The 26,606-nt window shown below is 32.9% G+C and carries 24 protein-coding genes; all 24 read left to right on the forward strand.

Going from position 1 to position 26,606, the window contains the following annotated elements; translation table 11 throughout:
- Positions 1-1,958: Ig-like domain-containing protein (locus OCV53_RS09615; RefSeq protein WP_172674558.1), on the forward strand; the 1,958-nt coding region annotated here is incomplete at its 5' end.
- A 422-nt stretch (positions 1,959-2,380) separates the two neighbouring features.
- On the forward strand, positions 2,381-2,698 hold the full coding sequence (locus OCV53_RS09620; RefSeq protein ID WP_055197910.1) for a hypothetical protein: 318 nt from the start codon (positions 2,381-2,383) through the stop codon (positions 2,696-2,698).
- Between the two features lie 19 nt (positions 2,699-2,717).
- Complete coding sequence (locus OCV53_RS09625; RefSeq protein ID WP_055197912.1) at positions 2,718-3,935, forward strand: HipA domain-containing protein; 1,218 nt, start codon at positions 2,718-2,720, stop codon at positions 3,933-3,935.
- 568 nt (positions 3,936-4,503) lie between these two features.
- A complete protein-coding gene (locus OCV53_RS09630) occupies positions 4,504-5,313 on the forward strand; it encodes a DUF5688 family protein (protein WP_055197914.1) in 810 nt (269 codons plus the stop codon).
- A 187-nt stretch (positions 5,314-5,500) separates the two neighbouring features.
- Positions 5,501-5,812: a DUF4258 domain-containing protein gene (locus OCV53_RS09635; RefSeq protein ID WP_055197916.1), complete on the forward strand. Its 312-nt coding sequence runs from the start codon at positions 5,501-5,503 to the stop codon at positions 5,810-5,812.
- Between the two features lie 5 nt (positions 5,813-5,817).
- Positions 5,818-6,045, forward strand: a complete 228-nt coding sequence (locus tag OCV53_RS09640) for a type II toxin-antitoxin system MqsA family antitoxin (protein WP_055197917.1) — start codon at positions 5,818-5,820, stop codon at positions 6,043-6,045.
- A 265-nt stretch (positions 6,046-6,310) separates the two neighbouring features.
- Positions 6,311-6,787, forward strand: a complete 477-nt coding sequence (locus OCV53_RS09645) for a hypothetical protein (RefSeq protein WP_262568799.1) — start codon at positions 6,311-6,313, stop codon at positions 6,785-6,787.
- Between the two features lie 781 nt (positions 6,788-7,568).
- Positions 7,569-7,910 (forward strand): hypothetical protein, encoded by a 342-nt coding sequence (locus tag OCV53_RS09650; protein ID WP_055197920.1) that lies wholly within the window; start codon positions 7,569-7,571, stop codon positions 7,908-7,910.
- Between the two features lie 490 nt (positions 7,911-8,400).
- Positions 8,401-9,015, forward strand: a complete 615-nt coding sequence (locus tag OCV53_RS09655; protein WP_055197922.1) for a recombinase family protein — start codon at positions 8,401-8,403, stop codon at positions 9,013-9,015.
- A gap of 627 nt (positions 9,016-9,642) precedes the next feature.
- A complete protein-coding gene (locus tag OCV53_RS09660) occupies positions 9,643-9,864 on the forward strand; it encodes a helix-turn-helix domain-containing protein (RefSeq protein WP_055197924.1) in 222 nt (73 codons plus the stop codon).
- A gap of 71 nt (positions 9,865-9,935) precedes the next feature.
- A complete protein-coding gene (locus tag OCV53_RS09665) occupies positions 9,936-11,219 on the forward strand; it encodes a tyrosine-type recombinase/integrase (RefSeq protein WP_055197926.1) in 1,284 nt (427 codons plus the stop codon).
- Between the two features lie 726 nt (positions 11,220-11,945).
- Positions 11,946-12,719, forward strand: coding sequence for a ParA family protein (locus OCV53_RS09670; RefSeq protein ID WP_055197928.1), 774 nt, complete (start codon positions 11,946-11,948; stop codon positions 12,717-12,719).
- Positions 12,716-13,648 (forward strand): ParB/RepB/Spo0J family partition protein, encoded by a 933-nt coding sequence (locus OCV53_RS09675; RefSeq protein WP_055197930.1) that lies wholly within the window; start codon positions 12,716-12,718, stop codon positions 13,646-13,648. Before OCV53_RS09670 ends, OCV53_RS09675 begins: the two co-directional genes overlap by 4 nt.
- Positions 13,649-13,680: 32 nt before the next feature.
- Positions 13,681-14,877 carry a C39 family peptidase gene (locus tag OCV53_RS09680; protein WP_055197932.1) on the forward strand — a complete coding sequence of 399 codons (1,197 nt, stop codon included), beginning with the start codon at positions 13,681-13,683 and terminating at the stop codon, positions 14,875-14,877.
- 26 nt (positions 14,878-14,903) lie between these two features.
- Complete coding sequence (locus OCV53_RS09685; RefSeq protein WP_148368953.1) at positions 14,904-15,125, forward strand: hypothetical protein; 222 nt, start codon at positions 14,904-14,906, stop codon at positions 15,123-15,125.
- A gap of 13 nt (positions 15,126-15,138) precedes the next feature.
- Positions 15,139-15,408, forward strand: coding sequence for a hypothetical protein (locus OCV53_RS09690; protein WP_055197936.1), 270 nt, complete (start codon positions 15,139-15,141; stop codon positions 15,406-15,408).
- Between the two features lie 144 nt (positions 15,409-15,552).
- Entirely contained in the window at positions 15,553-16,638 is a 1,086-nt protein-coding gene (locus OCV53_RS09695) for a hypothetical protein (RefSeq protein ID WP_055197938.1), read from the forward strand.
- A gap of 175 nt (positions 16,639-16,813) precedes the next feature.
- Positions 16,814-21,037, forward strand: coding sequence for an isopeptide-forming domain-containing fimbrial protein (locus OCV53_RS09700; RefSeq protein ID WP_055197940.1), 4,224 nt, complete (start codon positions 16,814-16,816; stop codon positions 21,035-21,037).
- A 194-nt stretch (positions 21,038-21,231) separates the two neighbouring features.
- Positions 21,232-21,666 carry a hypothetical protein gene (locus OCV53_RS09705; RefSeq protein ID WP_055197942.1) on the forward strand — a complete coding sequence of 145 codons (435 nt, stop codon included), beginning with the start codon at positions 21,232-21,234 and terminating at the stop codon, positions 21,664-21,666.
- On the forward strand, positions 21,663-22,556 hold the full coding sequence (locus OCV53_RS09710) for a DUF3991 domain-containing protein (protein WP_055197944.1): 894 nt from the start codon (positions 21,663-21,665) through the stop codon (positions 22,554-22,556). The genes OCV53_RS09705 and OCV53_RS09710 overlap by 4 nt, the downstream gene beginning before the upstream one ends.
- Entirely contained in the window at positions 22,553-22,888 is a 336-nt protein-coding gene (locus OCV53_RS09715; protein ID WP_055197946.1) for a MobC family plasmid mobilization relaxosome protein, read from the forward strand. The genes OCV53_RS09710 and OCV53_RS09715 overlap by 4 nt, the downstream gene beginning before the upstream one ends.
- Positions 22,860-24,134, forward strand: coding sequence for a relaxase/mobilization nuclease domain-containing protein (locus OCV53_RS09720; RefSeq protein ID WP_055197948.1), 1,275 nt, complete (start codon positions 22,860-22,862; stop codon positions 24,132-24,134). Before OCV53_RS09715 ends, OCV53_RS09720 begins: the two co-directional genes overlap by 29 nt.
- A gap of 15 nt (positions 24,135-24,149) precedes the next feature.
- Positions 24,150-26,159, forward strand: a complete 2,010-nt coding sequence (locus tag OCV53_RS09725) for a type IV secretory system conjugative DNA transfer family protein (protein ID WP_055197951.1) — start codon at positions 24,150-24,152, stop codon at positions 26,157-26,159.
- Positions 26,160-26,171: 12 nt separating this feature from the next.
- A complete protein-coding gene (locus OCV53_RS09730) occupies positions 26,172-26,600 on the forward strand; it encodes an Ig-like domain-containing protein (protein WP_055197954.1) in 429 nt (142 codons plus the stop codon).
- Positions 26,601-26,606: the final 6 nt, after the last annotated feature.

The following is a 26,606-nucleotide window of genomic DNA, read 5'->3' on the forward strand; positions in this document are numbered from 1 at the left end:
ATCAAACTCCAAAGAAAGATCATACTCCAGAGATCCGTAATAAGAAAGAAGCAACATGTAAAGCAGAAGGATACACAGGAGATACTTACTGTAGTGTTTGTAATAAGAAAATAAGTGCCGGCCAAAAGATTGCAAAGCTTGACCACACTCCTGGGGAATGGGAAATTATTCAGCCGACATGTAAAAAATATGGTATAAAACGCCGAGATTGTATCGTTTGCGGAGCATCACTGGATTTAGAAGTTCTTGAAAAGTTGGATCATACATGGAAACTTACATCTACAACCCCTGCAACGTGTGGTATTGGAGAAATTCAGCATTACAAATGCAGCGTATGTGGAGAAACAAAAGACGTAACATTAGATAACCCATTAAGCCATACATGGGATAGTGGTAAGGTTAGCAAAAAACCAACTTGTACGGAAACAGGAATCAAGACATACACCTGTACAAACTGTGGTACAACGAGAGAAGAAATCATTGAATCTACCGGTCATCTACATAAGGAAACAAAAGATCAGAAAGCAGCGACTTGTACAGAAGATGGATATACCGGTGATATCTATTGCAGTGATTGTGGCACAAAACTGGAATCTGGAACAGTGATCAATAAATTAGGTCATACCTGGGATAACGGAGTTATCACAAAAGAAGCTACGGAAACAGAAGAAGGTGTTAAAACTTATACCTGCAAGACATGTGGAGCAACAAAGACAGAAAAGATTCCAGTTACATCCCACCATTGGGATCAGGGAACGATCACAAAGAAAGCAACTTGTACAGAAAACGGAGAAAAAACGTATCATTGTACGGATGCAGACTGTGATAAAACATATGTAGAAACGATTCCTGCCACTGGGCATCAGCATACAGAAGTCCGCGATAAAAAAGAAGTAACTTGTGAAGAAGATGGTTACACAGGTGACACTTATTGCAAGGATTGTGGTCAGCTGATCAGTAAAGGAGCAGTAGTGAAAGCCACTGGACATTCTTGGGATAGTGGAAAAGTAACCGAAGCTGCGACTTGTAAGAAAGAAGGAACAAAAACCTACACCTGCAAGAACTGTGGAGAAACAAAAACAGAATCCATTCCTAAGACAGAACATCAGTGGAACGATGGAGAAATTACAAAAGAGGCTACCTGTGCAGAAGAAGGAGTGAAGACTTATACATGCAGCATTTGTAAAGATACAAAGGCAGAAGTGATTCCAAAGAAAGAACACAGCTTCGATGAAGGAAAGATCCAGAAAGAAGCTACTTGTGAAAAAGATGGTTCTAAGACATACACTTGTGCAGACTGCAAAGGAACAAAGACAGAGACGATTCCAGCGACTGGACACAAGTTTGATTCCTGGAAGACTGTAAAAGCCCAGAGTATCTACAGCGGAGCTGTACAGGAACGTATCTGTAATGCCTGTGGTAAAAAAGAAACCAGAGTTATTGGAAGCAAGTTAAAACCTGTTTTGAAAGTCAATGCATCATTCTTAAAGCTGAAACGCAAACAGTCAACAAAGAAATTTGTGGTAAGCAGACTTGCAAAAGGGGATTTCGTAAAGACTTGGACAAGCAGCAACAAGAAGATTGTGAAAATTTCTGGAAGTAAAAACGGAACATGCACGATCAAAGCCGGAAATAAAACGGGAAAAGCAAAGATCACGATCACACTGGCAAGTGGACTGAAAAAGACAATAAATGTTACGGTTCAGAAAAACGCTGTTACTTGCACATCCATTAAAAATGTACCAAAGAAGCTGAATCTAAAGCGTAAGAAATCTTATCAGCTAAGACCAGTGATCGAACCGATCACTTGCACACAAAAGGTAAAATACAAAACATCCAACAAAAAGATTGCTAAGGTCAATTCAAAAGGAAAGATCACAGCTGTCAAAAAAGGAACAGCAAAGATTACGATCAGTGTTGGTAAGAAAAAGATGGTGTGCAAGGTTGTAGTTAAATAGCAAAAAGAAGCAAGATATAGAATAAGAAGCACCAGAACGTAATCATTGGTGCTTCTTGTTTATTTTTTGTGTGTTTATAGATAGATTAGCCAAAAGGCTAAAAACATACACAACAGGGAAATAAATACACATATGGGTAGCAAACGTTTTTGTACCAAAGCAGTTATATAAAGTGGAATTAAGATTATTAACAGTATTCTTACCAATCGGATAATCCCATACTTTAATAGTAACTTAAATGCCCAGTTTGCAATGGATATAATAAATTTTTTTAACATCGTGTAGTCTCCTTTCAAAATTCAATTATTACAATGTAAATATGAAAGATGACAGGAAGAATAACTGCCACGAAATTTGCAATTAATATCATCTTCTTTACATAGAACGTATGTTCCTGTATAATGCCATTATGAGGTGATGATATGTTAGATGTAAAAGAACTAGAAAAAACAAAGCTGGTAAATATAGTTGGAGAAATTCCAGACGTAAGGTTACAGATCTTAGAGTGTAACGGTGACATTAAAGAATTTAGATTAAGAGAAATGAAGATTGCAGGAGCAAGAACAGAAATAGACAAGTCAAATCGAGAATACTATTGTGTTTATTACAAAGGAGTTGTAGAAATATTAAATCGATTTCATATAAACAGCTATAAGAAAATATTTAAGTATGTTGTGAAAAATAAGAAATGGTTTATATGCGGAGAGTACAATGATATAATGAAAGCACATAAAAATTAAAAGCAGAGAGGGAATAACAATGTTTTTAGAAAATGAATTTTATTTGATGAATAAAGACGATAAAATATTAAAATTTACCTGCGATAATTCTCCTCTTGGTGTAAGTTTTCAGGAAGAAGAATCATATTTAGAAATAAGACCATATGGATATGATGGAATTGGTTCATGGATCAGTCAAAGACAAGCTCCGAAGCATCGACAATATATTGCAGATCTTTTAAGAATGTGTGGCTGCTATAATTTGGATGGCTTCATAAGAGTTACACATGCATTATCCTTAAATGATACATTCTGGATCAAACCAATAGATAGTTCTTTAAAATGGAAAAATGTATCACTGTATGAGAATCAGTTCGATGAAACAATTGCTAAAATTGCATTTGAAGGTGGATTATATGGAAAAGAATTTACAACAACATCACCAGAGTTTGGCACATCAGGAAGTTTTGCAAAATGCTGGGTAAAAGAAGATGATGGAATCTATCTTTTAAAGCGAGGCAGCGAAGGAGCAAGAAATGCAGGATTAGAACCATATTCGGAAATGTATTCATCTCAAATTGCCAAAATAATCTGTAGAGATGCAGTAGCATATGATGTCGAAAAATACCATAATAAAATAGCATCCAAATGTAAGTTGTTTACATCTGAACAAGAAGGCTATGTACCTATTACAAAATTTTTTGGAAAGCTTGTTTCAGTAAAAGATATTTTGGGAAAATTTCAAGAATACAATTGTGAGGAAGACTTCCGAAGAATGATAGTCTTGGATGCATTAATATTAAATACAGATCGACATATGGGTAATTATGGTTTTATGGTAGATAATAGAACCATGCAAATAAAAAGAATGGCACCAATGTTTGATCATAATCAGGCACTTCTTCCATATGCAGAGCAGGAAGATTTTCAAAATCTTGATCTTTATTTAGCTTCACGGCCAACACAGATCGGAGAAGATTTTAATGAGATTGCTAATGCACTGTTAACTCCAGAGATCCGTAGTGATCTGAAGAACTTAAGAGGATTTAAGTTTGAAAAAAATGGAGAATTTGATCTTCCGGAAAATCGACTGGAGCAACTAAATAAATTAATCGATCGACAAATTGATGGGATTCTTGAATGTAAGCGTTTATATATTCCAACGAATGAATATGAAAAAGCTAGATATGAGCAAGAACAGTATAATGATAAATTACCTTCAGATTCGTATGAAATAGAAGACGAACTGGAGATATAAAAGATAATGACAGGAGCTATCTTAGGTAAAAGTAAAGATAGCTCCTGCTTGTTGTTGTAAAACAAAGTAACTTATGTTCCCAAGGAACATAAGTCGAAATATAAAAATCCCCTTCTCGAACGGTTCCCTAGGGAACCCCTTTTTTCTCCAACCACCGTATTCAAATATTCACCTCACTTTCCATTGATTGCTTTGTTCTATTTACTTTCTAAGTCCTCACTTATCAGGTTTGCTAATGTGCATCATAGCAGATAACTATACCATTGCAAGGGACGTTCCTTAATGCTCACAAGCAGTGCTTGTTCCGCTTACCACTTATCCCCTTGCAATGGTATAGTTATCTGCTATTTAAAATGCACGCAAACCCGAAAGATAAGTGAAGACTCAGAAAATAAATGGAACAAAGCAATCAATGGAAAGTGAGGTGACTATAGACGTGAAACGATTGTTTCCGAAAAACAAAATACGCTCCCCGTGCAGAAAAAGATCAGATCTTGAAAATAAATATTTTCAGGTCTGGAGATAATGAACCAAATGATTTAAATGATTATTATAAGGAGAAAAGAAAATGACAAAAAACGATATTATCAATGAATTAAATGAGATGGGATATAAAGTGAAAGAACAATATGTCATGAAAAATGGAGTTAAGATGCTTGGAATTAGTATTATTGATTCTGACAGATATATGATACCAGTATTTTATGCAGAAGATATAATAATGAAAGCAGAGCAAACAGGAGCAACAGTAAAAGATATTGTAAATGAAATGCTTCAAATTCATAATGATGCAGTACGTGAAAGTGAAGAATTAAATAAACCATTATACTTTAATAGAGAGGAGTTTCTGAAACGAATTTATGTAGGAGTTCAAAAAGAAAGTACGGAAGATATCATAAAAAGTAAGACAGAATTTGATGGGATTGAAAAATATTTGTTTTTGAGAATTGAAGGATTAAATGGTTTAATTGGTTCAGCAAAAATTTATAAAAGAATGTTAGAAAATGCAGATGTTGAGGAATCTGAAGCATGGAAAATAGCAGAAGAAAATGTAAGGAAAGAAACACAACTTGTAGAAATATTAGCACCCCCAACAATGCTTGAAGATGAAAATGAAATGTTTATAATTTCAAATAAATTATATTATAGAGGGGCATCAGCAGTATTGGACAAAAAAGTGATGAAAGCTTTTTCAGAAATGGTAGGTACAAAGAAAATCATGGTACTTCCATCTTCTATCCATGAAATGATTTTACTTCCATATCATGAAAGTGAATATGATGTGGAGATATGTTCCGAGATTGTTAAAATTACAAATGAAAATGAAGTAGAGCCAACAGAACAATTGGCGGACAGAGCATATATTATTGAAGTCTAATATAACTTATGTTCCTAGGGAACATAAGTAGAAATGTAAATTAAAGCTATCCAATGGAATTATAAAATTGATTCCATTGGATAGAAAAGAGATATTGTTTGCTTAAAAAGTAAGTTATGATATCATAGAATCATAAGAAATATAATTATGATATTTATGGTAATATTGTCAAAAGAAAGGGAAAGGAATGAATATAGAAATATATCAAAAATTATGTGCTGAATCAAAAATTCTTTGGACACAACATTGTTTACAACGAATGCAGGAGAGAGATATTAGTCGGGCTGATGTAAAAAATGGAATTGCAACGGGTGAAATTATAGAAGATTATCCAGAGGATTATCCCAATCCTAGTTGTTTGATTTTTGGATATAATGTAAAAGGACGTATTTTGCATATTGTTGCAGGCTGTGATAATATAAATATATACATTATCACGGTATATTATCCAGATACAAAGAAATTTGAAGATGATTTAAAGACTCGAAGAAAGAGGTGAGAAATATGTGTATGTATTGTAAAAATAGCACAACTGTAAATAGTACAACTACACATGTCGTAAATTATAAAAACTGTATTATCGTGATTAAAAACGTTCCATGCCTTGAGTGCGAGCAGTGTGGAGAAAAGTATTATACAGATGATGTTGCTGAACGTCTTGAAGTAATTGTTGACATGGCTAAGAAATTAATGCAAGAAATAGCTGTTATTGATTATCCACAAGTGGCTTGATGTAATCAAATATTGGTAGATAAATATTAAAAGGGTCTTCATGATATGGAAATATATTATGAAGACTTTTTTAGTTACTTTGAATTTTTAGGGAACAAAGGAGACTTATGTTCCTAGGGAACATAAGTTGAAAATATAAATATCCCCTTCTCGAACGGTTCCCCAGGGAACCCCCTTTTTTCTCCAACCATCGTATTCAAATATTCACTTCACTTTCCATTGATTGCTTTGTGTATATTATGGAGATTCTGACTGGGATGGACCATTGTGCCTTACAGATATGTTAAAAATCCCAGATAAAATAAAACCGCTGGTATCAGATTATAAAATGAACTTGGTAGAGATTAAAAAAAGTAACACCATGAAATTCCATAATGATGATGTAAATATGGTTTTTGATTTAAGCCGTTCTATTTATGAAAGGAATTATGATAAAATAAATAGAGTATATAAAGACTGTGCGATACCAACAGAAATTGGATTGGTTATCGGTGCAATTACAGAATCTCAAGAACTCATTAATCAGGCTTTAGAAATTGAAAAAAGAATGGGAGGTCAGATGAATATGTGTACAGCGTTAGAAGAATTAAAAAAAGAAGGAATTCAAGAGGGTGAGATTAAAGGTACAATTAAGATGTCAAAGAAATTCAATGTTAGTAAAGATGATACAATGAAAAATATCATAAATGAATTTTCGCTTACGAAAGATAAAGCACAAGAGTATATAGAAAAATATTGGTAAAGAAATATTAAAAACAAAGTCGTAATGATACGGAAATATATATCATTACGACTTTGTTGAAAAACTTTGGTTCCTCGGGAACATAAGTTATAAATAGTTCTGAAAATGGAGAAAAGGCACCCATATAATGGATGCCATGACATTTATAATAATATTATAAATGAATTAATTAAGATGTATTTAATTATAAAAGATATTTAGAAATTTGTCAATAAATTGTTTATCAGAAAAACTGTTAAAAATTAACATTTGTTCCCCAGGAATCAAAGTGTTTTTATTTATTTTCTGAAAAATAGGATAGTAGATTTTCTTTTCAATAATCAATAAAAATGGGACTTATGTTCCCGAGGAACATAAGTAGAATTATATCCCCTTTTCGAACGGTTCCCCAAGGGTCCCCTTTTTATCTCCAACCATCCAGTTATTGAATTTCTCCAATCATAAATAATCTATTTGCTTTCTGAGTCTATGCTTATATACGGCTTTGCTTTGTGCATCATAGCAGATAACTATACAGTTACAAGGGACGTTCCTTAATGCTCACAAGCGGTGCTTGTTCCGCTTACCACTTATCCCCTTGCAACTGTATAGTTATCTGCTATTTAAGATGCACGCAAACCCGATATAAGCAAATAGATTATTTACGAAAGGAGAAAAGATACAAAAACAAGTGTTTCCGAAAAAAGAAAACGCCACCTCTAAAGCTTCAGATTTTGAAAGCAAATAGGGGTCAAACCGTAAGTTTATAACAAATAATTAAAGATGTTGGAAGGAGAAGGAAATGAACAATTTAATTTTAACTACAAAAGGAAAATTGAAAATTAAGCAATATATTGAAATATGTAAGAAAAAAAAGAAAAGAATATTGGAATTAGGATTGGATACAGCAGAAAAAACCAAAATAAGATCACTCACGGATATTTATATAGAATTAAATGTTGATCCTTATGTTATAGATGCAGAAGGTGTAACTTACTCATTTTATATTACAGATCATATATGCGAGAAATTATCGTTAACTCTCAATATTGATTATGTAAAAGGTATCAATATTGATTATCTAAAAAGTATCAGCATTGGAGTTAGGGAAAAAACAAAAATGGTTAATACGAATATAGTATGATACCTGTAGAGGATTATTTAGAAATTGTATCAGCACAATATGGATTTGATAGTTATGAAGATTTGAAAAAAGCAGGATATGATATAGAAATATAAATTAGAAGAAAATTTATAGGGGCTGTCGCAGTAAGCGGCGGTCTCTTTAATTCCCTGGGAACAAAAGTGAATTTCTAAATTCACATGCTGCGACAGCAGGATTTTCTTTCCAATGATCGTGCCACTTTGCTTCTCAAAGTGGAAATTTAAATTCGAAGAATTTAAAGCAAGCATCCTATTTGTCCGACGACAAATAGAGCTTGTTGGTGCACATCCCCAAACCCCTTGAATATATGGGAAGTATCCCAAACCCTCTGAATTATAGTAAGATATCAAAAAGAAAAGTAAGGCTTACTTTGATTCCTTGGGAATCAAAGTGAAATAGTTAATAATATAAAAACCTCTAAAATAGAAAAAGTAACTAATTAATTGTTAATCTAATTTTGGAGGTATAAATGAATAACAACACAAAAGAATATGGATACATAAGAGTATCAAGCAAAACACAGAACGTAGCTAGACAAATTAAAATGATAAAGGAAAGAGGAATACCAGATGAAAGAATTTATATTGATAAGATGTCAGGTAAGAATTTTGAAAGAAAAGAATATAAAAAGCTAATAGCAATTTTGGATTCAGAATCCGTTTTGTATATTCCAGAAATTGATCGTCTGGGAAGAAATTATGAGGAAATTTTAGAACAATGGAGAATCATCACGAAAGAAATAAGAGCGGCAATTGTTGTATTGGATATGCCATTATTAGATACACGAAATAAAGATAAAGATTTGATGGGAACATTTATAGCAGATTTAGTATTACAGATTCTAAGCTACGTTGCAGAAACTGAACGAATTAAAATTAAAGAAAGACAGCGACAAGGAATTGATGCAGCCCTAGAACGTGGAGTAGCATTTGGCCGACCAGAGCGAGAAGTTCCGGACAATTTTTATCCGATGGTACAGTTATGGATAAAGAAAAAGGTTACGATAAGAAAAGCAGCCGAATTATGTAATATGCCAAGATCAACATTTTATGCGAAAGCAAGAAAGATAAAAGAAGCTTGTTGAAACAACTTATGTTCCCAGGGAATCAAAGTAAATGAAAGAGAGCCAAAACGTTTCTGTTTTGGCTCTCGGAAATACTATTATGAAAGTACAAAAATCCCAAAAACTGTACTTTTAGAAATTTTGCAAAATATTGTCTTTTTTGTAAAAATACATTGATTTTTTGCACTTTCTAGTGTATTATATTAATAAATAAATTTGTCCTGAAAAGTACACTTTTTAGGACAAATGGGACATTGATAATAGAATAGTTGCATGAATTACATATGAATGAAACTTCGGCATGGCTGTTGCGTACAGGTGTCGCTCCCGATCAGAATCGGCAGATATAACCGCATGGTGTTTTTAGAAAGTTGATGATACATGTAGGATATATGAAGGAGTTGAACAGAATATAATTGATACTCTTGGTTTGTGTAACCGAAAAAATTTTAATATAGGAAAGCAAATAAAAAATTGTTTTCTTCCTTATATTAAAATGGCTGTGCTATCGGCCTAATACGGGCAATAAAAATTTAATCAACTTGAATCGTTGAAAAAACATTTCTTATTTAAAATTGATTGTATACGATAAATAAGGAATGTTTTTTTGCTGTTCAAAAATATCTATGAATGACTGGAGGTGCAACTATGATTGCAGAGCGGAAAGAAAAAAATGTGTATCTTGAATTGGAAGATAAACCATTGCTTACACTAAAAGAATTTTGCGTATATCTTGGAATTGGTCAAACAAAAGCCAGAGAATTGATAAAATCAAAAGATTGCACGTTTTCTTTAAAGATAGGAAATAGATGGTATATAAACAAAAGACTATTAGATAAGTGGCTATCTAAAAAAACATTAAAGAAGTAGAACAGGAATCATAAATATGGTATATTGATTAAGTTAGAACCATAAGATGATTCGCTAAAGGAGGATCTCTAATGGGAAAAAGCATAAATGGAGAAGATTTAGGTAAAGGATATTATCAAAAAGCTAACGGACTGTATTATGCAAAAAAGGGAGTTGCAGGTGAAGAGATTTATGATTCTGATATGAATCTGGAACAACTGAAACGCAGGGTCAATAAAAGAATAAAAATCATAAAAGAAGGTCCAGGAGTTATTTTTAAGAATGCAACTTTAAATGAATGGTTCATGTGGTGGTATGAAAAATATAAAGCACCGCGGCTTGCAGAACAGAGTGCAGTAGGAGTCCTATCAAAATATAAAAATATAATGGCAGAACATTTTGGTGATTCAAGATTAAAGCTGATCACTGAATTGGATGTTATCGATTTTTTAGAAGCTTGGACAAAAAATCCTACACATGCTGTAAATTCTATGAATACTTGCCTAGGATATATGAATGATTGTTTTGAAAAAGCAATTGATTATAACCTTATAAAATTTAATCCATTTAAAGATAAAAAGATTAATGAAAAACGATGTATTCAAAAGAGGAAAGATAAAGAATTTTCTTATCAGTACTTATCTAAAAGCGATCAAGAAATACTATTGCAGTATTTTTATGAAAATAATCATTGGTATTATGCGATGCTATATGTAGCATTATATACAGGAATGCGAGTTGGCGAAGTCGGAGGATTACAATGGAAGGACATAGATTTTGAGAAAAAAATAATTTATATTCGCAGAGCATTAGTAAATTTTTATGCTGATGGAAAAAAGAGATTGTTTTTGTCATCAACTAAAACAGAGAATTCCGTGAGGATAATTCCCTTTGTGAAAGATGTTGGTGTTATTTTAGAAAAATGGTATGAAATCAGTAAGGATTTTTTGAAAAGGCAGAAGATCAATGGATATTGGAAAGGCAATGAAGAGGAATTTGGAGATTTAGTATTCACAACTAAATTGGGAACACCAGTAACCAGATATCAATTTGAAAAAATACTAAACAATTTTGAAAAGTCTTATAATAAGGAAGAGAAATTGTTATCAACGATTGAACAAAGGATTCCAATGTATTTTCCACACTCATATCCTCATATGTTACGACATACTTTCTGCACATACTTGATTAAAGCAGGAATTGATGTTAAAATAGTACAGCGTCTTATGGGACATAAACATTTATCAACTACATTAGAAGTTTACTATCATGTTCAAGAATCTGATATGTTCGATGAGATAGAAGTGTTTAATAAGAGGGAGGTTGATACTTTGAAGACATCTTACATTAATATGTTATATACAAAGACATCGTAAGATCTTCAATGAGAAGTTTAATGTTTGTAAAGATTGAATAATTGAATATATCAGATATAATATATTTGACCAGGCCGAAAGCGGTTTAGGTATGCTTATAAATTGATTTCAAATATAATGAAGAAAAAAACTTCAACGATTCAAGTTGGTTTTACTATAAATTGTTGTAAGTAAGAGAGTTTAGCTAGAAAAGATAGCAAAACAGTTGAAATAAACCTTTTAAGCAAATTCTTTTGCGAACTTTCATAGAGAACCGCATAAAATGGAGTTTTTTCTTAGATAAATTAGATATGGTGAAGAAATTGGCGAAACTACCAAAATATCGCCAATTATCGCCGTATATCATAAGCTATCAAACAGTGAAGATTTAGTTCTTCACTGAAACTTCAATAAAATTTTATATTGTACAAGTGTAAACTACAACGTAAACTTCAACAGGGTTAAATAAGACTGTTGTTGAAGAATATTTGTATTTAGATCATCTTGGGTTCTGACATTAAGGCATATATCAATTTAGATATGTGCCTTTTTTAATACTCAAAACTGGCTGTGCTATCGGCCATATACGGGCTCCTCAATGTTTAAGATTAGGGAATCGGTAATCATACATTATTTAATTTATATCGTTTTTTACTAGATACTCCCCAAATAGTATAAGATTCCCTAATCTTCCCCCTTATAAAATTGTTAGTAATTATAAATTAAATAAATATAAAGGAGTTCACTATGAAAGAAAAAGTAATTGCAATCGTAAATCAAAAAGGTGGCGTAGCAAAAACAACGACAACATTAAATCTAGGTGCAGAGTTGGCCAAGGCGGGGGAAAAAGTGCTATTGGTCGATTTTGATCCACAATCTTCACTTACTATCGCATTAGGGCAGTTTGATGAAAACATTTCATCCATTGCTGATCTCATGCAGTTAGAGATTGAAGATAAAGAATTATTAGATAAAGAAGATATTATGATTGATATCTATGGAATGGATTTGCTTCCTGGAAGTATTGTGTTAGCTTCCACGGAGCTTTTTTTGATTAATGCTACATGTAGAGAACAGATTTTAAAAACAGTCTTGGCAAAGTATAAGAAATATTATGATTATATTTTGGTTGATTGTGGACCTTCTCTTGGAATGTTGACAATCAATGCATTAACAGCTGCGGACAGTGTGATTATTCCGGTAGAGGCTGAATATCTATCTGCAAAAGGTATGGAATTATTATTAAGATCTGTTGCCATGACAAAACGAAAGTTAAATCCAGGATTAAAAATTGATGGAATCTTGATTACCAGAGTTGATAAAAGAAATAATTTGTCAAGAAAGATCATTCAAATGGTTCGAGATGCTTATGAAAGCTTGAATATCTTTGAAAGTCAGATTCCAGAAAGAATTGCTGTAGGAAAATCTCTTAGTAAGCATGAATTAGTAGGAGAATTTGAAAAAAATTCAGATGCAGCGATCGCATATAAGAAATTAGCACAGGAGGTATTAGCAAAATGACAGAGAAAGAGAAGTTAAAACCATTAAATGAATTATTTGGTGTGGATGATATCGAGGATACACGAGATAAAGTAACCGAAATTCAGATCAGTCATCTAAAGGATTATCATAAAGGAAATTTGGGAGAAAACAGATATTCAAAGCAGGATTTGCAAGATCTTGTGGAATCTATAAAAGTTAATGGAATTATTCAGCCATTGGTTGTTAGACCATTAGAAAATGAAGATTATGAAATTATCTTAGGTCATCATAGAAGAGATGCAGCTTTGCTTGCAGGATTGGACAGGGTTCCTTGTCTGATCAATGATGATATGGATGATGATGTGGCCGAAATAGTTTTTATGGATTCCAATTTACAGCATGGATTTGAAAAGATGTCTCATTCAGAGAAAGCAGAATTAATTTATCGTAGAAATGAAGCATTAAAGAGACAGGGAAGACGTACTGATTTAAATCCAGATGATGAGACAAAGAGTGTAGATGAAGAATTCCATTTAAGCAGGAGTTCAATTCAAAGATATTTAAGAATCTATAAACTGTCAGACGAATTAAAACAAAAACTGGATGATGGAAAGATTGGAGTAAAGATTGCTGTTGATTTATCATTTATTTCAGAAGATTGTCAAAGATTTATTTCAGATTTGATTAATAATGAAGATTTAAAAATAGACAAAAAGATGTCTGAAAAGATGAAAAAAGTAGCAGAGAGAAATGCTTTAGATGAAAATACAATACTTAAGATCATCAATGGAAAAGAAGATGATAAAGAAAAAACTGAAAAAACAAAGTCAAAAAAGAAAGCAATAAAAGTAAGTAAAAAAGTTTTGGAGAAATACTTTATTCCAGAGCAGGATCAGAAAGAAATAGATAAGGTAATTGATGAAGCATTAAAGTTGTATTATGGAAGTGATAATGCGGAAGAATCATAGAGAATCGTTTCTAATGAAAGGAAACTAAAAGAATGAGAAGAAGAGCAATGACAGTTACTATGGCAGCATTTTTTGCAGCCATGATGCTTTTTAGTGATGTTGAGATATTTGCAGATCAGGAATCGTCAACAGAAGTAACTACGGAAACTCAAGTAACAACAACAGAGCAAGTACACACGACAGAGACAAAAGCTGACAATTCAAAAGAAAAACCAGAGACAAATAAAAGAAAAGAGACTAAAAAGAAGGAAGGAAAAGAAAAAAAGAATTCACACAAGAAAGTCCGTTCAAAGAAAAAAAGGACAGAAACTAAAAAGAAAATATATAAAAAAGAAGAGATAACTTCCCAAAATTCATTTACAAAAGACCAGAAAGGTCAAAAAGAATATTTGGGGAGTTATTTCTATTTTAATCAAGCAGATGCTATGTGGAATCATAACAATTTGTCATTGCATTCTTCAGGCTGCGGTCCAACAGCGGTTGCAGTCTGTATTTCAAACTTAACACATCAATGGGTTACACCGGTAGATACAGCTTCATGGGCTGAAAAGAATGGATATTATTCTGTTTCGGGTTCATTACACAGTGCAATACCAGCAATGGCAAATCACTGGGGACTTGAATGTAAAGGATTATATAAAAATAAGATTCAGATAGAAAAAGCTTTAAAGTCTGGTCATATGGTAGTAGGACTTATGGGATCAGGATATTTTACAAAGAAAGGACATTTCATAACATTGTTAGGAATGGATAAATCCGGGAAAGTAGAAGTTGCTGATGTCGGAAGCAGATCCAGATCACAGAAGAAATATGAGCTTTCTTTTATTATAGAAAATTCAAAATCAGCAGATGCAGGAGGTCCATTCTGGGAAATCTGGAATCGTAAAGAAGATAAAAAAAGTAAGAAAAAGCAAAATAAAACGACTGATCGGATTCTAAAGAAGCAAGAGATAATCCAAAGATTTTATGCAGACTTACAATCAGATTTAACAGAATTTGAAAGAGAGATTCCTATGGAAGAATTATTATTAGGAGTAAAAGATCAGACTTTTCAAAGTCACTCAAGTAAAATTAATCGTCATTTAAGGAATCTAGGTAAGCAGTTAAATGATGAAAAGCTTGTAAAGATTAGTGAAACATATAGTTTTGGAATGGATGGAATACCTGTATACGATGAAAAAACTTGTTTTTCTGTTCCGACTTATTTAGAAGGATATTGTAATTATTGATAAGAAAGATGGTGATTAGAGGAAATATGAGAGTTATAACAGTGATTAAAATATTAGTAGCAGGTATTTTTGGATTCCTTATAGCTAAAATTTTAGATGATATAGCTAATTATATTCAGAGGAAAGATGTGAATAAGCAATCTGTTTTTTTGGCAATGGTTATTGGTGTGACGATTTGTTTTTGGTGTATCATTTTTTTAATAATGTGGGGAATGCCCATTGTGAAAAAAATAATATTAAGATTTTGAGAGGAGGATAAATGTGTTACATATTCCACAAAAAGATATTGAATGGTATACAAGAAGACCAGGATACTATGAGATGGTACAAGAAAATTTAAAAAAATTAAATGATACTTTAGGTGATATTGATATGACAGAAGATCAAGAAAAAACTTGGGTATGGTTGGCAGGAAATGAAGCTAGAACAATAGACAATATAATTAAAGTAATAGAAAAGTTAAAGCAAGATCAGAAAGAATTATATGAGGGAGGTAAGAAAAATACAGAATCAAGAAATAATAATGCGTAAGGTTGGCAAATTGTGACTTTTATATTTGTGATAGGATGTTTAGTATAGTAAGTTTTTTTCAAAGTACTTGTTATAGGACACCTTCTATGATAGGATAAAGTTGTAAAAAATGATTAAATAATTAAAAGAAATGGGGAAAACAATATGAGAAAGATTAAGAAAAGTGCAGTAGTTGCAATGGCATTGTTTTTTTCAATGACCATGATTCCAACAAATGTCGATGCAGCGAGTAAGAAATTAAAAGTCAACACAGTGTATGACACGACAACAAAGGTAAAAGGAAAGACAAAAAAACGTTATAAAGTCAAATTAAAAGTTGGAAAGAAAACATATACAGCAAAAGCAAATAAAAAAGGAAAATTTCAGATCAGGATTCCAAAACAAAAACCAGGAAAGAAATTAGTAATTAAGGTATACCGCAAGAATAAATATTACACTAAGAAAAAGATTTATGTAATTGCAAAGAAACCAGTGATTAAACGTTTTTCTATGAATTCAAAAACAATAACAGGTTATACAAGAAAGAAGTATAGTGTTGTTGTCAGAATGAATAAGAAAACATACAAGGTGACAACTAATAAAAATTCTGGAAAATTTACTGTGAAGATGAAAGAAAAAGCTGGAAAGAATACAGTAAATATTAGAATTTATAAAAATAAGAAGCTTGTGAAATCATTGAATAAGAAAGCATATGATATAAAAAATGATCAGCAAAATTCTAAACCAGTTCAGATGCCGCCAGATAAGGAAAGTCAGATAGATCTTGATCAGTTAAATAAGGATTTGGAAACAGCTGCTAAACAAAAGAAGTATGTGTCTCGATATGATTTAAAAGATGATGGTTATATTAATAATTATCAGTGGTTTGTAGCCTATCAAGATGATAAGTATCCGAAAAAAGGTGAGGAATGGTTATCAATTGGGAATTTATCATATTTTATGGATACAGATGCAAATGGAGATCAGGCTTCAATTAAAGCTCTGCATGGCATAACACTTTATGGAAATGTCGGGGTAGGAAAGATGTCAAATGTGAAAGAACCTACAAAAGATGATTATGACTTTAAGTTGGAGTCTGGTGAAACAAAAGTATACTATGGAAAAGATTACGATTACAAAGAAATTCCTGACTATAATTTATATTATAAAGTAAGGGGATATAAAGATGGAAAATTAATTATTATGCAGAATAGTAAGCTATATTTACTGGGACTTAAAGGTTGGTATTAATATTAGCAAATAATTAAGGCAAAGTAAGAGAATATTTACTTTGTCTTTTTTTATTGTGAAAATTTAGAGAAAGGAGTATATATGTGCAGGATCAGAAATCCATGTTATAAAATAGAAAGACCTTATCGGCACCGTAAGGTGCTTTTTTTAATGAAAGAATATGAGGAGACGATTTATGAGAGAAAAATATTGGAAAGGAATTTTAAATCTATGCAGACGTGTAACAGTATATCTGCTTACGATGATCTTGACGTTGTCAGGATTGATAAGTCAAACAACACCTACTTTCGTTCAAGCGGCTGCTGTGGATACCAGTAAAGCAGTAAAAATAAAGCAAGGAACAACCGAAGGAGGTAATTGGGTAAAGAATAGTAATGGTAAACATAGATATTCGTCTTACGCAGATAAAAAGAACAAGGCTCTAAAGGTTGATGCAAGCTATGGATTCCGAATTCAAAAAACAAAACAAACAAAAGTAACAGTAGTAAAAGGAACTGCTTGTGCAGCTCCATCAAAGTATAAGGATAGAGAATTAACGCTTGAAACCTGGTTAAAGAACTACAAGTGGTTTAAGACAGCGAATAACACGGCAAATAATATCCAGATTAAGATCAGTAATCTAAAGTTATTTCAATGTAACGCAGATGGCTCTAATGGTCGTTGGATCACATTAGACCTTGTTCGTACTGTAACCGGAATTGCTAAGTGGAAAAGTCAAAATGGCTATGTGGCATTAGGGACAGGAATCACAGATGTTGCTTATATAGGAATCAGTGAGATGACGGTAAAATCACAGTTTTACCAGGCAGGAACAACAACTCCAGTAACAGTTAAAACAAATGTTTCTCTAACAGATATTGACGCTTGTCAGTATGTTGGTGTGAAAGCAGGAAATTTGGCAGGAGAATATGTTTCCAGAGATACACATTTAGCTTACATGAAAACAAGTGGTGGATTTAGTATTTATGCTGAAAAAGATAACAAACTTGCAGAGAATGATGCCTGGTCAACAGCAGCATTTATTTTTTCTGGTAATAACTTTGTCTATAAGTTTGGCCGTATGGACAAACGCCCCGGTGATGATAGTTCCAGCTGGGGACCAACACGAGTTCAACAGTATGTGGGAACAGGACAGGTTATGACAACATTCAAACTTTCCAATCCAGTCAAAACTGTCAGTGATTCTAATGAAACAAATGTGAAGCAAAATACAGTAGATCATTTGGCTGAAAACTGGACTTACTCTGTAGAGCAGCCAGTACCAGATGGAACACCGGAGAATTTCTATTATGACAGTTTTGCTTTTGAAGATCAGGTTGAAAGCTGTATGAAGATTAACAGTGTCAAAGTAGAAGCAGACAATGCAAATGCAGTAACTAAGGATGTCACAAACATGTTTACCATCACACAGACAGGTAATAAAGTTGTTGCAAAGCTGAAGAATCCGAAAAATGCAGCTTTTTATAATAACACAATCTACCGTTTGAAGATTAATGTAAAGATGAATATTCCAGACGATGTGACAGAGGAACAGCTTGAAGCACTGAAGGCTACATGGAAAGAACATGGACACTATTCAGAGACAGCAAAAACGATCACTATGAACAATAGTGCAAAAACAATCATTGATGGTACAAATCTTCCATCGAATGAAGTGAAAACAATCATCAAAGGACCTGAAAAAACTGTTTCAGATGCAGATGAAACCAATGTAGTGAAAAATACAATCAGAGATCTTGGAAGCAGTTGGACTTATTCTGTAAAACAGAAGATTGCACAAAATGCTACAGAGAAATACAAGAGTTTTGTATTCAAAGATAGTATTGAAAGCTGTATGAAGATCAATAGTGTAAAAGTAAAAACAGACAATGGAGCTGATGTATCAAGTTGGTTTGATATTGTAACAGCTGCAAATGAAGTCAAAGCGACACTGAAAGATCCGACAAAAGATGATTTTTATAAGAATGCTGCATACAGTCTCGAAATCAATGTAAAGATGGATGTTCCAGACAATGTGACAGAGGAACAGCTTGAAACATTGAAAACTACATGGAAAGAACATGGACATTATTCAGAAGATCAGAAGACGATCAAAGAGGATAATACAGCGATTGTTGAGATCAATGGAATCAACATGATTACCAATAAGCCGGAAACACTTGTTGAATTATCTACAACAGAAAATGGAGATCCTGGATTAAATGTCAAGAAAACTGTAAATCGTTATGAAAACGAAGTGAATGATACGGTTCATTACACAGTAAAAGCATACAATTCCAATAAGAATGCTGATACAGCATATTTTACGATCAAAGATACAAGTTTACCAGACAGCATGGTCTTTGATTTTTCTAGTATCAAAGTCAGTGGAATTGACAAAGCAAATTATATGATTGAACAGTCAGGAAATGGATGGGTATTAAAATCAAAAGGAAATTATGCACTTCCATATGGAAAAGTGATTACAGTGGAGTATGATGCAAAAGCATTAGTAGCTTCAAATGGAACAGTGGTTGATAATACAGCAAGTGCTGCAGCCGCAGGAATTCCAGAAAAAGAAGATACAAAACAAGTATATATTAACAGTCCAAAAGTAGATGTTGAAAAAGTTGCACCAAAGCAAAAATTTAAAGTCGGTGATACAGTTCCATATACTGTTACAATCACAAATCGTAATCCTGGTACATTTATGAGGGATCTAGTACTGAAAGATCTTGTCAAGACAGAAGGACTTGAAATTAAGGAAGGTACTGTAAAGGTAATTTCTGATGGACAGGACATTACGAAAGATTTAGATATTAAATATGAAGAAGGTGGAAAAGGATTTACGATCAATACAGCATATAATTTAAAAAATGCCGATATACCATGTATTAAAATTGAGCCATATTCAAGTCTAAAGAATCTGACAGATAAATTGGAAGTGACTTATGATGCGATTATAACAGATAAAGCAGCGTTAGATGGACAGTTAGATAACAATTTTACCGCTCCGGCAACAAAGAATACGAATGGAGATGTAATTAAAGATGATCCACAGATTCCTTCTGGTGGTGGAGAAGATGACGAAGACATTACAATTCAATCACCAGTTTTGGCCGTTGAAAAGAAATCTGACAAGAAACAATATGAGGTAGGACAGACAGGTAAATATACTCTTAAGATCAAGCAGACAAGAGAAGGACTTACAGCAAAAAATGTTGTAATTACAGATCAGTTTGTACAGGAAAAGGGTATGAAATATGATCAGAAGAGTATGCTTGTAAAGCTGAATGGAAAAGATGTTACAAAAGACTGCAAGGTGGAATTTACAGATAACAGTTTTAAGATTACAACCGGCAAGGATTTATCTGATAAAGACAATATGGAAGTAAGCTATGATGTATTCTTTGATGAAATTGGAGAATATACAAACACAGTGGTGGCCACAGCAGATAATACGAACATGGATCAGGCTACAAATGTTGTCGATGTGAAAGAAGCAACACCAGAATTAACAATTAACAAATCCTCTGATAAAAAAGAATATGCAGTGGGTAACACTGGAAAGTATACACTGATTGTCAATCAGAAAAATAAATATGCAACAGCAAGAAATGTGATCATCAAGGACAAGTTTGACAGTAATACAGTTGATATTGATGCTGACAGTGTAAAAGTTGAATTAAATGGATCAGATATCACAAATGATTGTAAGATTGTTTCAAATGGAACATATTTTGCAATCGAGACAGGAAAGAACATGACATCGGATGATGAAATGAAAGTTACCTATGATGCTGTCTATAAGAAGATTGGGACTTATAAGAATACAGCAACAACGCAGGGAGACAATGCAAAAGAAGTATCTGATGATAATTCTGTTAAGGTTGTAAAACAGGATGTTGATATGAGAAAAGATGCTGATAAGAAACAATATAAAGTAGGAGACATGGTAAATTATAGTATTACGGTTTCTCTGAAAAAAGAAAATTCGGTATCAAAAAATGTTGTGATCAAAGATAAGATTCCTACAGGTCTGGAATTACAGACAAGTAGTATAAAGGTAACAGGAATTTCTGATTACACAATTAAAACATCAGGTAATAAATTAGAAGTGAAGATTCCAAGTCTGAAGTATGGTGAAAAAGTAATTGTTACTTATAAAGCGAAAGTTTTAAAATCAGCTGAAGGAAAGACACTAATTAATAAGGCGACGGTAAATGGTGAAGGAATTCACGATGGAAATTCACAGGCTAAGATTAAAGTTGCAAAAACTCCAGTAACAAAAAGTAATAACAGCGTAACATCTCCGAAGACAGGAGATAATGCAAATATGCCATTATATATCGCAGTTATGATTGCTGCACTGGCAGGAGCAGTTGTGATTTTCTTAAAAAGAAGAAAATTAAAGAAATAATAAAATGGATACTTTTATATACCACAAACATAAAAGAAACCATGACGCATAAGAAACGTAAGTAGTAAATAATAGCTGAAGAAGAGGTTGCCGTAGGGCAGCCTCTTCAATTTTGAAATAAGAAAAGTGCAGAAATCATTCTGTATTTTTCTTATTCCAAAAGAAAATAAAAATGGAAAGGATGGTAAGTAGAAATGGAAAAGATGATATTGATTACTCAAGATGATGAAGTAGAAGAATTAGAATATCCTCCCAAAGATGATTGGGAACAATTAAAAAAATACATAGGAAACGGATGTCGTTTGATGCAGCATGTTCAACCAGTGAGATTATATACGGAAATTGGAGCGGGACATGTAATTAATAGATATGAACCTGGAGAAAAGGTAAGCATGATGGTAGATGAAGAATTTTTATTTAATCCAAAGGCAAAATTAAATAAAATTGCTTCATACTTATACAAGACAGACATTCACGGAGAGGTGATTTTAGGAAACGTACTGATCGTTGGAGAAAAATATGAAAATGATGAAATAAGTTTATGTGGACTTTCAGATAAACAATTTCATATTATTTTTCCGCAACTGAAGAAAATAGAAGAACACTTAAAGAAAGAGGGGAGAGTATGAGAAGAAAAAGATTTTCAAGAGAACAGATTTTAGAAGCTGATTTAAGAGATATTTTAGACGTGGCAAAAGAATTAAATTTACCATTGGAAAGAAAAAGAAATACATATAAAGTATCAGGATATGGTGGTTTATATATTACACCTGAAAAAAATGCTTTCAATTGTTTTTCTGCAAATCTTGGAAATGCAAACAATTATGGTGGTGGTCCGATACAGTTAGTGATGTTCATTCAAGGCTGTACGTTCATTGAAGCGGTATCTTATCTTTTAGGAATTAGAGGTCTTGATACATATAAGAGAGAACCGGTGAAAAAAGAAACCGTAGAATTTTCTCTTCCGGAGAGAGCTGAAAGTTTCCGGCATATTTATGCGTATCTTATAAAAACTAGAAAGATCGATCGTTGGGTAGTCGATAAGTTTATAGAGAAAAAAATGTTGTATGAAAATAGGTATCACAGCTGTGTATTTGTCGGTTATGACTACGAAGGTGTTCCAAGACAGTGTGTAATCAGGGGTACAATGACGAATAAGCCATTTAAAGGAGAAGTGCAGGGAAGTGATAAAAGATTTGCAGTTCATTTACCAGGAGAAAGTAAAATATTGCATGTGTACGAAGCTCCGATAGATTTAATGAGTTATTTAACACTTTATCCAGAAGCAATTAAAGATCATCATGTTGCACTTTGCTGTCTGGCAGATACAGCATTAAAAGAATATCTGAAGCATTATGATATTCAGAAAATATTTTTACATCTTGATAATGACAAATGGGGACGGGAACAGACTAAGAAATTAAGGGATTGTTATGGTTCAAAGTATGATGTTTGGGATGAGGCTCCATTTAATGGCTATAAAGATTTTAATGAGCAATTAGTAGGTAAAAATCCATGAAAGACAGAAGAAAAACAATCCGAATGAGTAAGGAAGAAGAAAAACGTGTTCTCTTGTCATTAGAAGATACAGGGTTGAATTTTTCAGATTATGTAAGAAAAGCAATCAACGATCATCCAGTGATTGTAATTTCTGGAATCAGAGATTTACACATGCAGGTTGCAAAAATTGGGAACAATCTAAATCAGCTGACAATGCTTGCTCATGAAGGACGAATTACAAGTGTCAATCTGGCCGAATGTTTAGAAATGTTGCAGTTAACATATGACAAATTAAATGAGATCAGTGAGGTGATAAATAATCATGGCAACCGTGACCCAGGCACAGGATAAAGCAGGAAAATATATGAAATACAATACAAAGAGCAAAATGAATTATATTCTGCATTACGTGCATAATCCAGAAAAAACAGATCAAGAATTGCAGGGTGGTACGTTTCTGATGAATACATCTGATCCGGATAAGATATACAAAGAGTTTATGCTGACGAAGGGATTATGGGGAAAAGCCCAGGAAGGAAAAAGAATGTGTATGCATTATATACAATCTTTCAAGCCTGGAGAGGTTACACCGAAACTGGCCAAACAGATTGCAGATGAATTTGTAAAGCAAAAAAATTTTGAAGGATTTCAAATATCATATGCAGTACACACGGATAGAGATCATATCCATACACATTTTATTGTAAATACGGTAAATGTAGACGATGGACATAAATGGCAGTTGGCAGATTTGAAGATTTTAAGACGTGTTTCGGATCGATTATGCAAGGAGCATAATCTTTCAATTCTTCCAGAAAAAGAAGTAGTAAGGAATAAGTCACCAGCAGAAAAAAACGCAGAAATGAATGGGACAAGTTGGAAAAAAGAAACCCAATTGGCCGTAGATGCAGCACTCGATATTGCAGAAGATCATATGGAATTTTTTTCGCTGATGAATAAACAAGGATACCAGGTAAGATGGAGACATAAAGAAAAATATGTATTATTTACGAACCCATACGGTAAAAAAATGAGAAACAAGATTTTTGAAAATCCTGAAAATTATACGAAAGAAGCAATGCGAAAAAGATTTATGGACAATTACAGAAAACATTGGAAGAAAGATCCAGATAAATTAAAATGGCCTATGAGTTTTAAAACAGAAACATTTTTTATTGTTGGGAATGCAGCTTATAAAGCAACGTCGAAAGAAGAATTTATTGAATTAATGGGACAGCAAGGATATCATGTACGATGGGATGACAATCATAAATATATTTCCTTTTTTAAGGAAGGGCATCAGTCGATTAGTAATAAATCTTTTTATCCTCAAGAAGCTTACACAAAAGAGGCCTTGGAAGAAAAATTCAAAAAAAATAAAAAAAGATTAAAAGAGATTTGTTCTGGAAAATATGAGGCAAAAGATATTGGAGAATTGCAGAAATTGGATAGATTGTTTTTGCTTTTTTCAATCATAGAGGGATTCAAAGGTAATTCATATCCACATCAGACAAATTTACAAGAGTATTCTGCGAGAGCTATTGATGAATGGCAGAGAGAAGAAGAAAAGGGACATGGAATGGATTGGGAAAGATAGAAAGAAGGTGTTTATTTGACAAAAGAAAAAAGTGACAGTAGTTTTCTGAAAAAAATTATATTTAGGGTATTAATAATTGCAGTTGCAGTATCTATATTATTGTATATTAGTTCATTTGCAGCAATTTTTTTGGATAGTGTATTAAAAGATCCAGAGCATATAAGGTTTTTTACAAATCCATTTGTAATGAAACAATATACTTTAAATCATGAACAGGTAAAAATGTTTACACTGTTCTTTTTTATTATTCTGATTTTAGGAATTATAACATTATCAGTTAGTAACACTTCAGCATTTAAGGTTGATACTATTGAAATTACACCACAAATTCACACGCCTGCACCGTCAGGTCATGGCCAACATGGTACAGCGAAATGGCTGAATAAGAAAGATTTTGATAAAGTATTTGATTCAGTTATTATTGATTCAAAAAAACTAATGGAAGGAAAAGAACATATCCCTGCAGGTGGATTAGTAATTGGAAAAGAAGATATCAAAAAATCCTTTTTCTCAAGGAAAATAAAAGAAAAAATATATCTGATTACAAAAGATTTACATGCACTTATTATTGGAGCAACACGAAGTGGTAAGACAAGAAATGTGGTTATAGAAACGATAACTATGCTGATACTTGCTGGAGAGAATGTTTTTATACCAGATTTGAAGGGAGAAATAAGAGATTATACGGAAGATACAGCCAAAAGGTGCGGATATGAGACGATTTGTATTAATTTTATAAATCCTTATGAGTCAGACCGAAAAAATTTTCTTGAACCAATAGTTCAGGCACTCCGAAGGAAAGATATATCTCGAGCAATTGAAGAAACATGGAGTCTGGTAAGTCAGCTAGTAGGAGAACCACCAGAGCATGGTGATAAGCTTTGGAATGATGGAGAAGCAGCGACGTTAGCGGCATCAATTATGGCTGTTTGCTATGATAATCAGGATCATCCAGAATATCAAAACTTGACCAACGTGTTTTATTTTATCACTGAAATGTGTTCAGAATATCGAGGAGCCCTGCCTTTACAATTTTATATCGATTCTCTTCCAGAGGATCATCCAGCAAAGATCTTGTTAGCAGCGACAAAGGTTGCAGCTATGCGAACAAGATCTTCTTTTTATGTATCAGCAATTATGACATTGAAATTATTGACAATTCCTGCGATTAACCAAATGACGAATGCTAGTGATTTTGACATTGAAAAGCTGATAGAAGAAGGAAAGAAAGTAATCGTTTATCTTTGTCTGCCAGCAAGAGACAAAACATATTTCCCATTGGCGAGTCTGGTACTTCGTCAATTATCAGATCAAATTGATTACTTAGCAGATGCAAAGTATGGTGGACGTATTCCAAAAAGATGGACATTTGTAGACGATGAAATTGGAAACTTTACCAAGATTACGAATATGAGACAACAAACATCATTTGGAACAGGAAAAGGAATTCGTCATTTTATGTTTATTCAGTCTTATGCACAGTTGGATGATGTATACGGTGAAAAGGTTTCGCAGATTATTCAGGATAATGCGGATATTAAAATATATCTTCGCAGTCCGAATCCAGCTACTAAGAAGAAAATTTCAGAAGATCTTGGAAATTATACAACACGATCTTATTCTAAAAGCAGTAATACTCCATCAGGAACATTTACGAAAAGTGGAAGTGATGGAGAAAGTTCTAATCTCATGGGCAGACCTTTATTGTATCCAGATGAAGTTGGAAAGTTACAAAGACCTTATTCATTAGTTATGTCAGATTCAGATCCGGCAATTATGTATGCTCCAGACTTATCAAAATATTCTATGAATGAATTTCTTGGAATGGGAGATGAAGAACACAATAATCAATTACGAAGGAGAAAGGCAGAAGAACATAGAAAGAATGAACGTCCTCATAATGTGAAAATGGAGCTTTGGGGAATTTGGGATGTATGGAAGAAGCGTATTGATGCAGAAATCTTAAAACAACAGTTAGAAAAAGCAGCCAAGGCTGCAGCGAAGGAAAATAATAAAGGCAAATAGGAGGTATGTATTATGAAAAAAACAGTAAGAAAACAGATGATAGTAGTTGCATTGAGTTTATTAATTGTAACAGGTATATGTGGAAATGGAACAAATGAAATCAAGGCTTCCAATTCCTTAACAAATAAGACTGCTGTAACAAAAATAGCAAAAGCAAAAAAGAAAACACGAAAACCTATTACAGTCAAACATTATCAAACTGTAAAAAAGGGAAAAACTTTTTTTGTTGGAATTGATTATCTGGGATTTTGTCCAGATACATATAAATGGAAAAGCAGTAATCCAAAGGTTGCTACAGTAACAAAAAGAGAGTATAAATCAGGTGATCACAAAGTACATGCTAAGAGAAAAGGAAAGGCTACGATTAGTTGTGTTGTGAAAAGAACATATGGACATTGGGTAAAAGGTGATGTTCATAAATGGGTTATTACTGTTAAATAATAAGTT

Origin of the sequence: Anaerostipes amylophilus, from assembly GCF_025567365.1 — a bacterium.
Taxonomy (GTDB): Bacteria; Bacillota; Clostridia; order Lachnospirales; family Lachnospiraceae; genus Anaerostipes; species Anaerostipes amylophilus.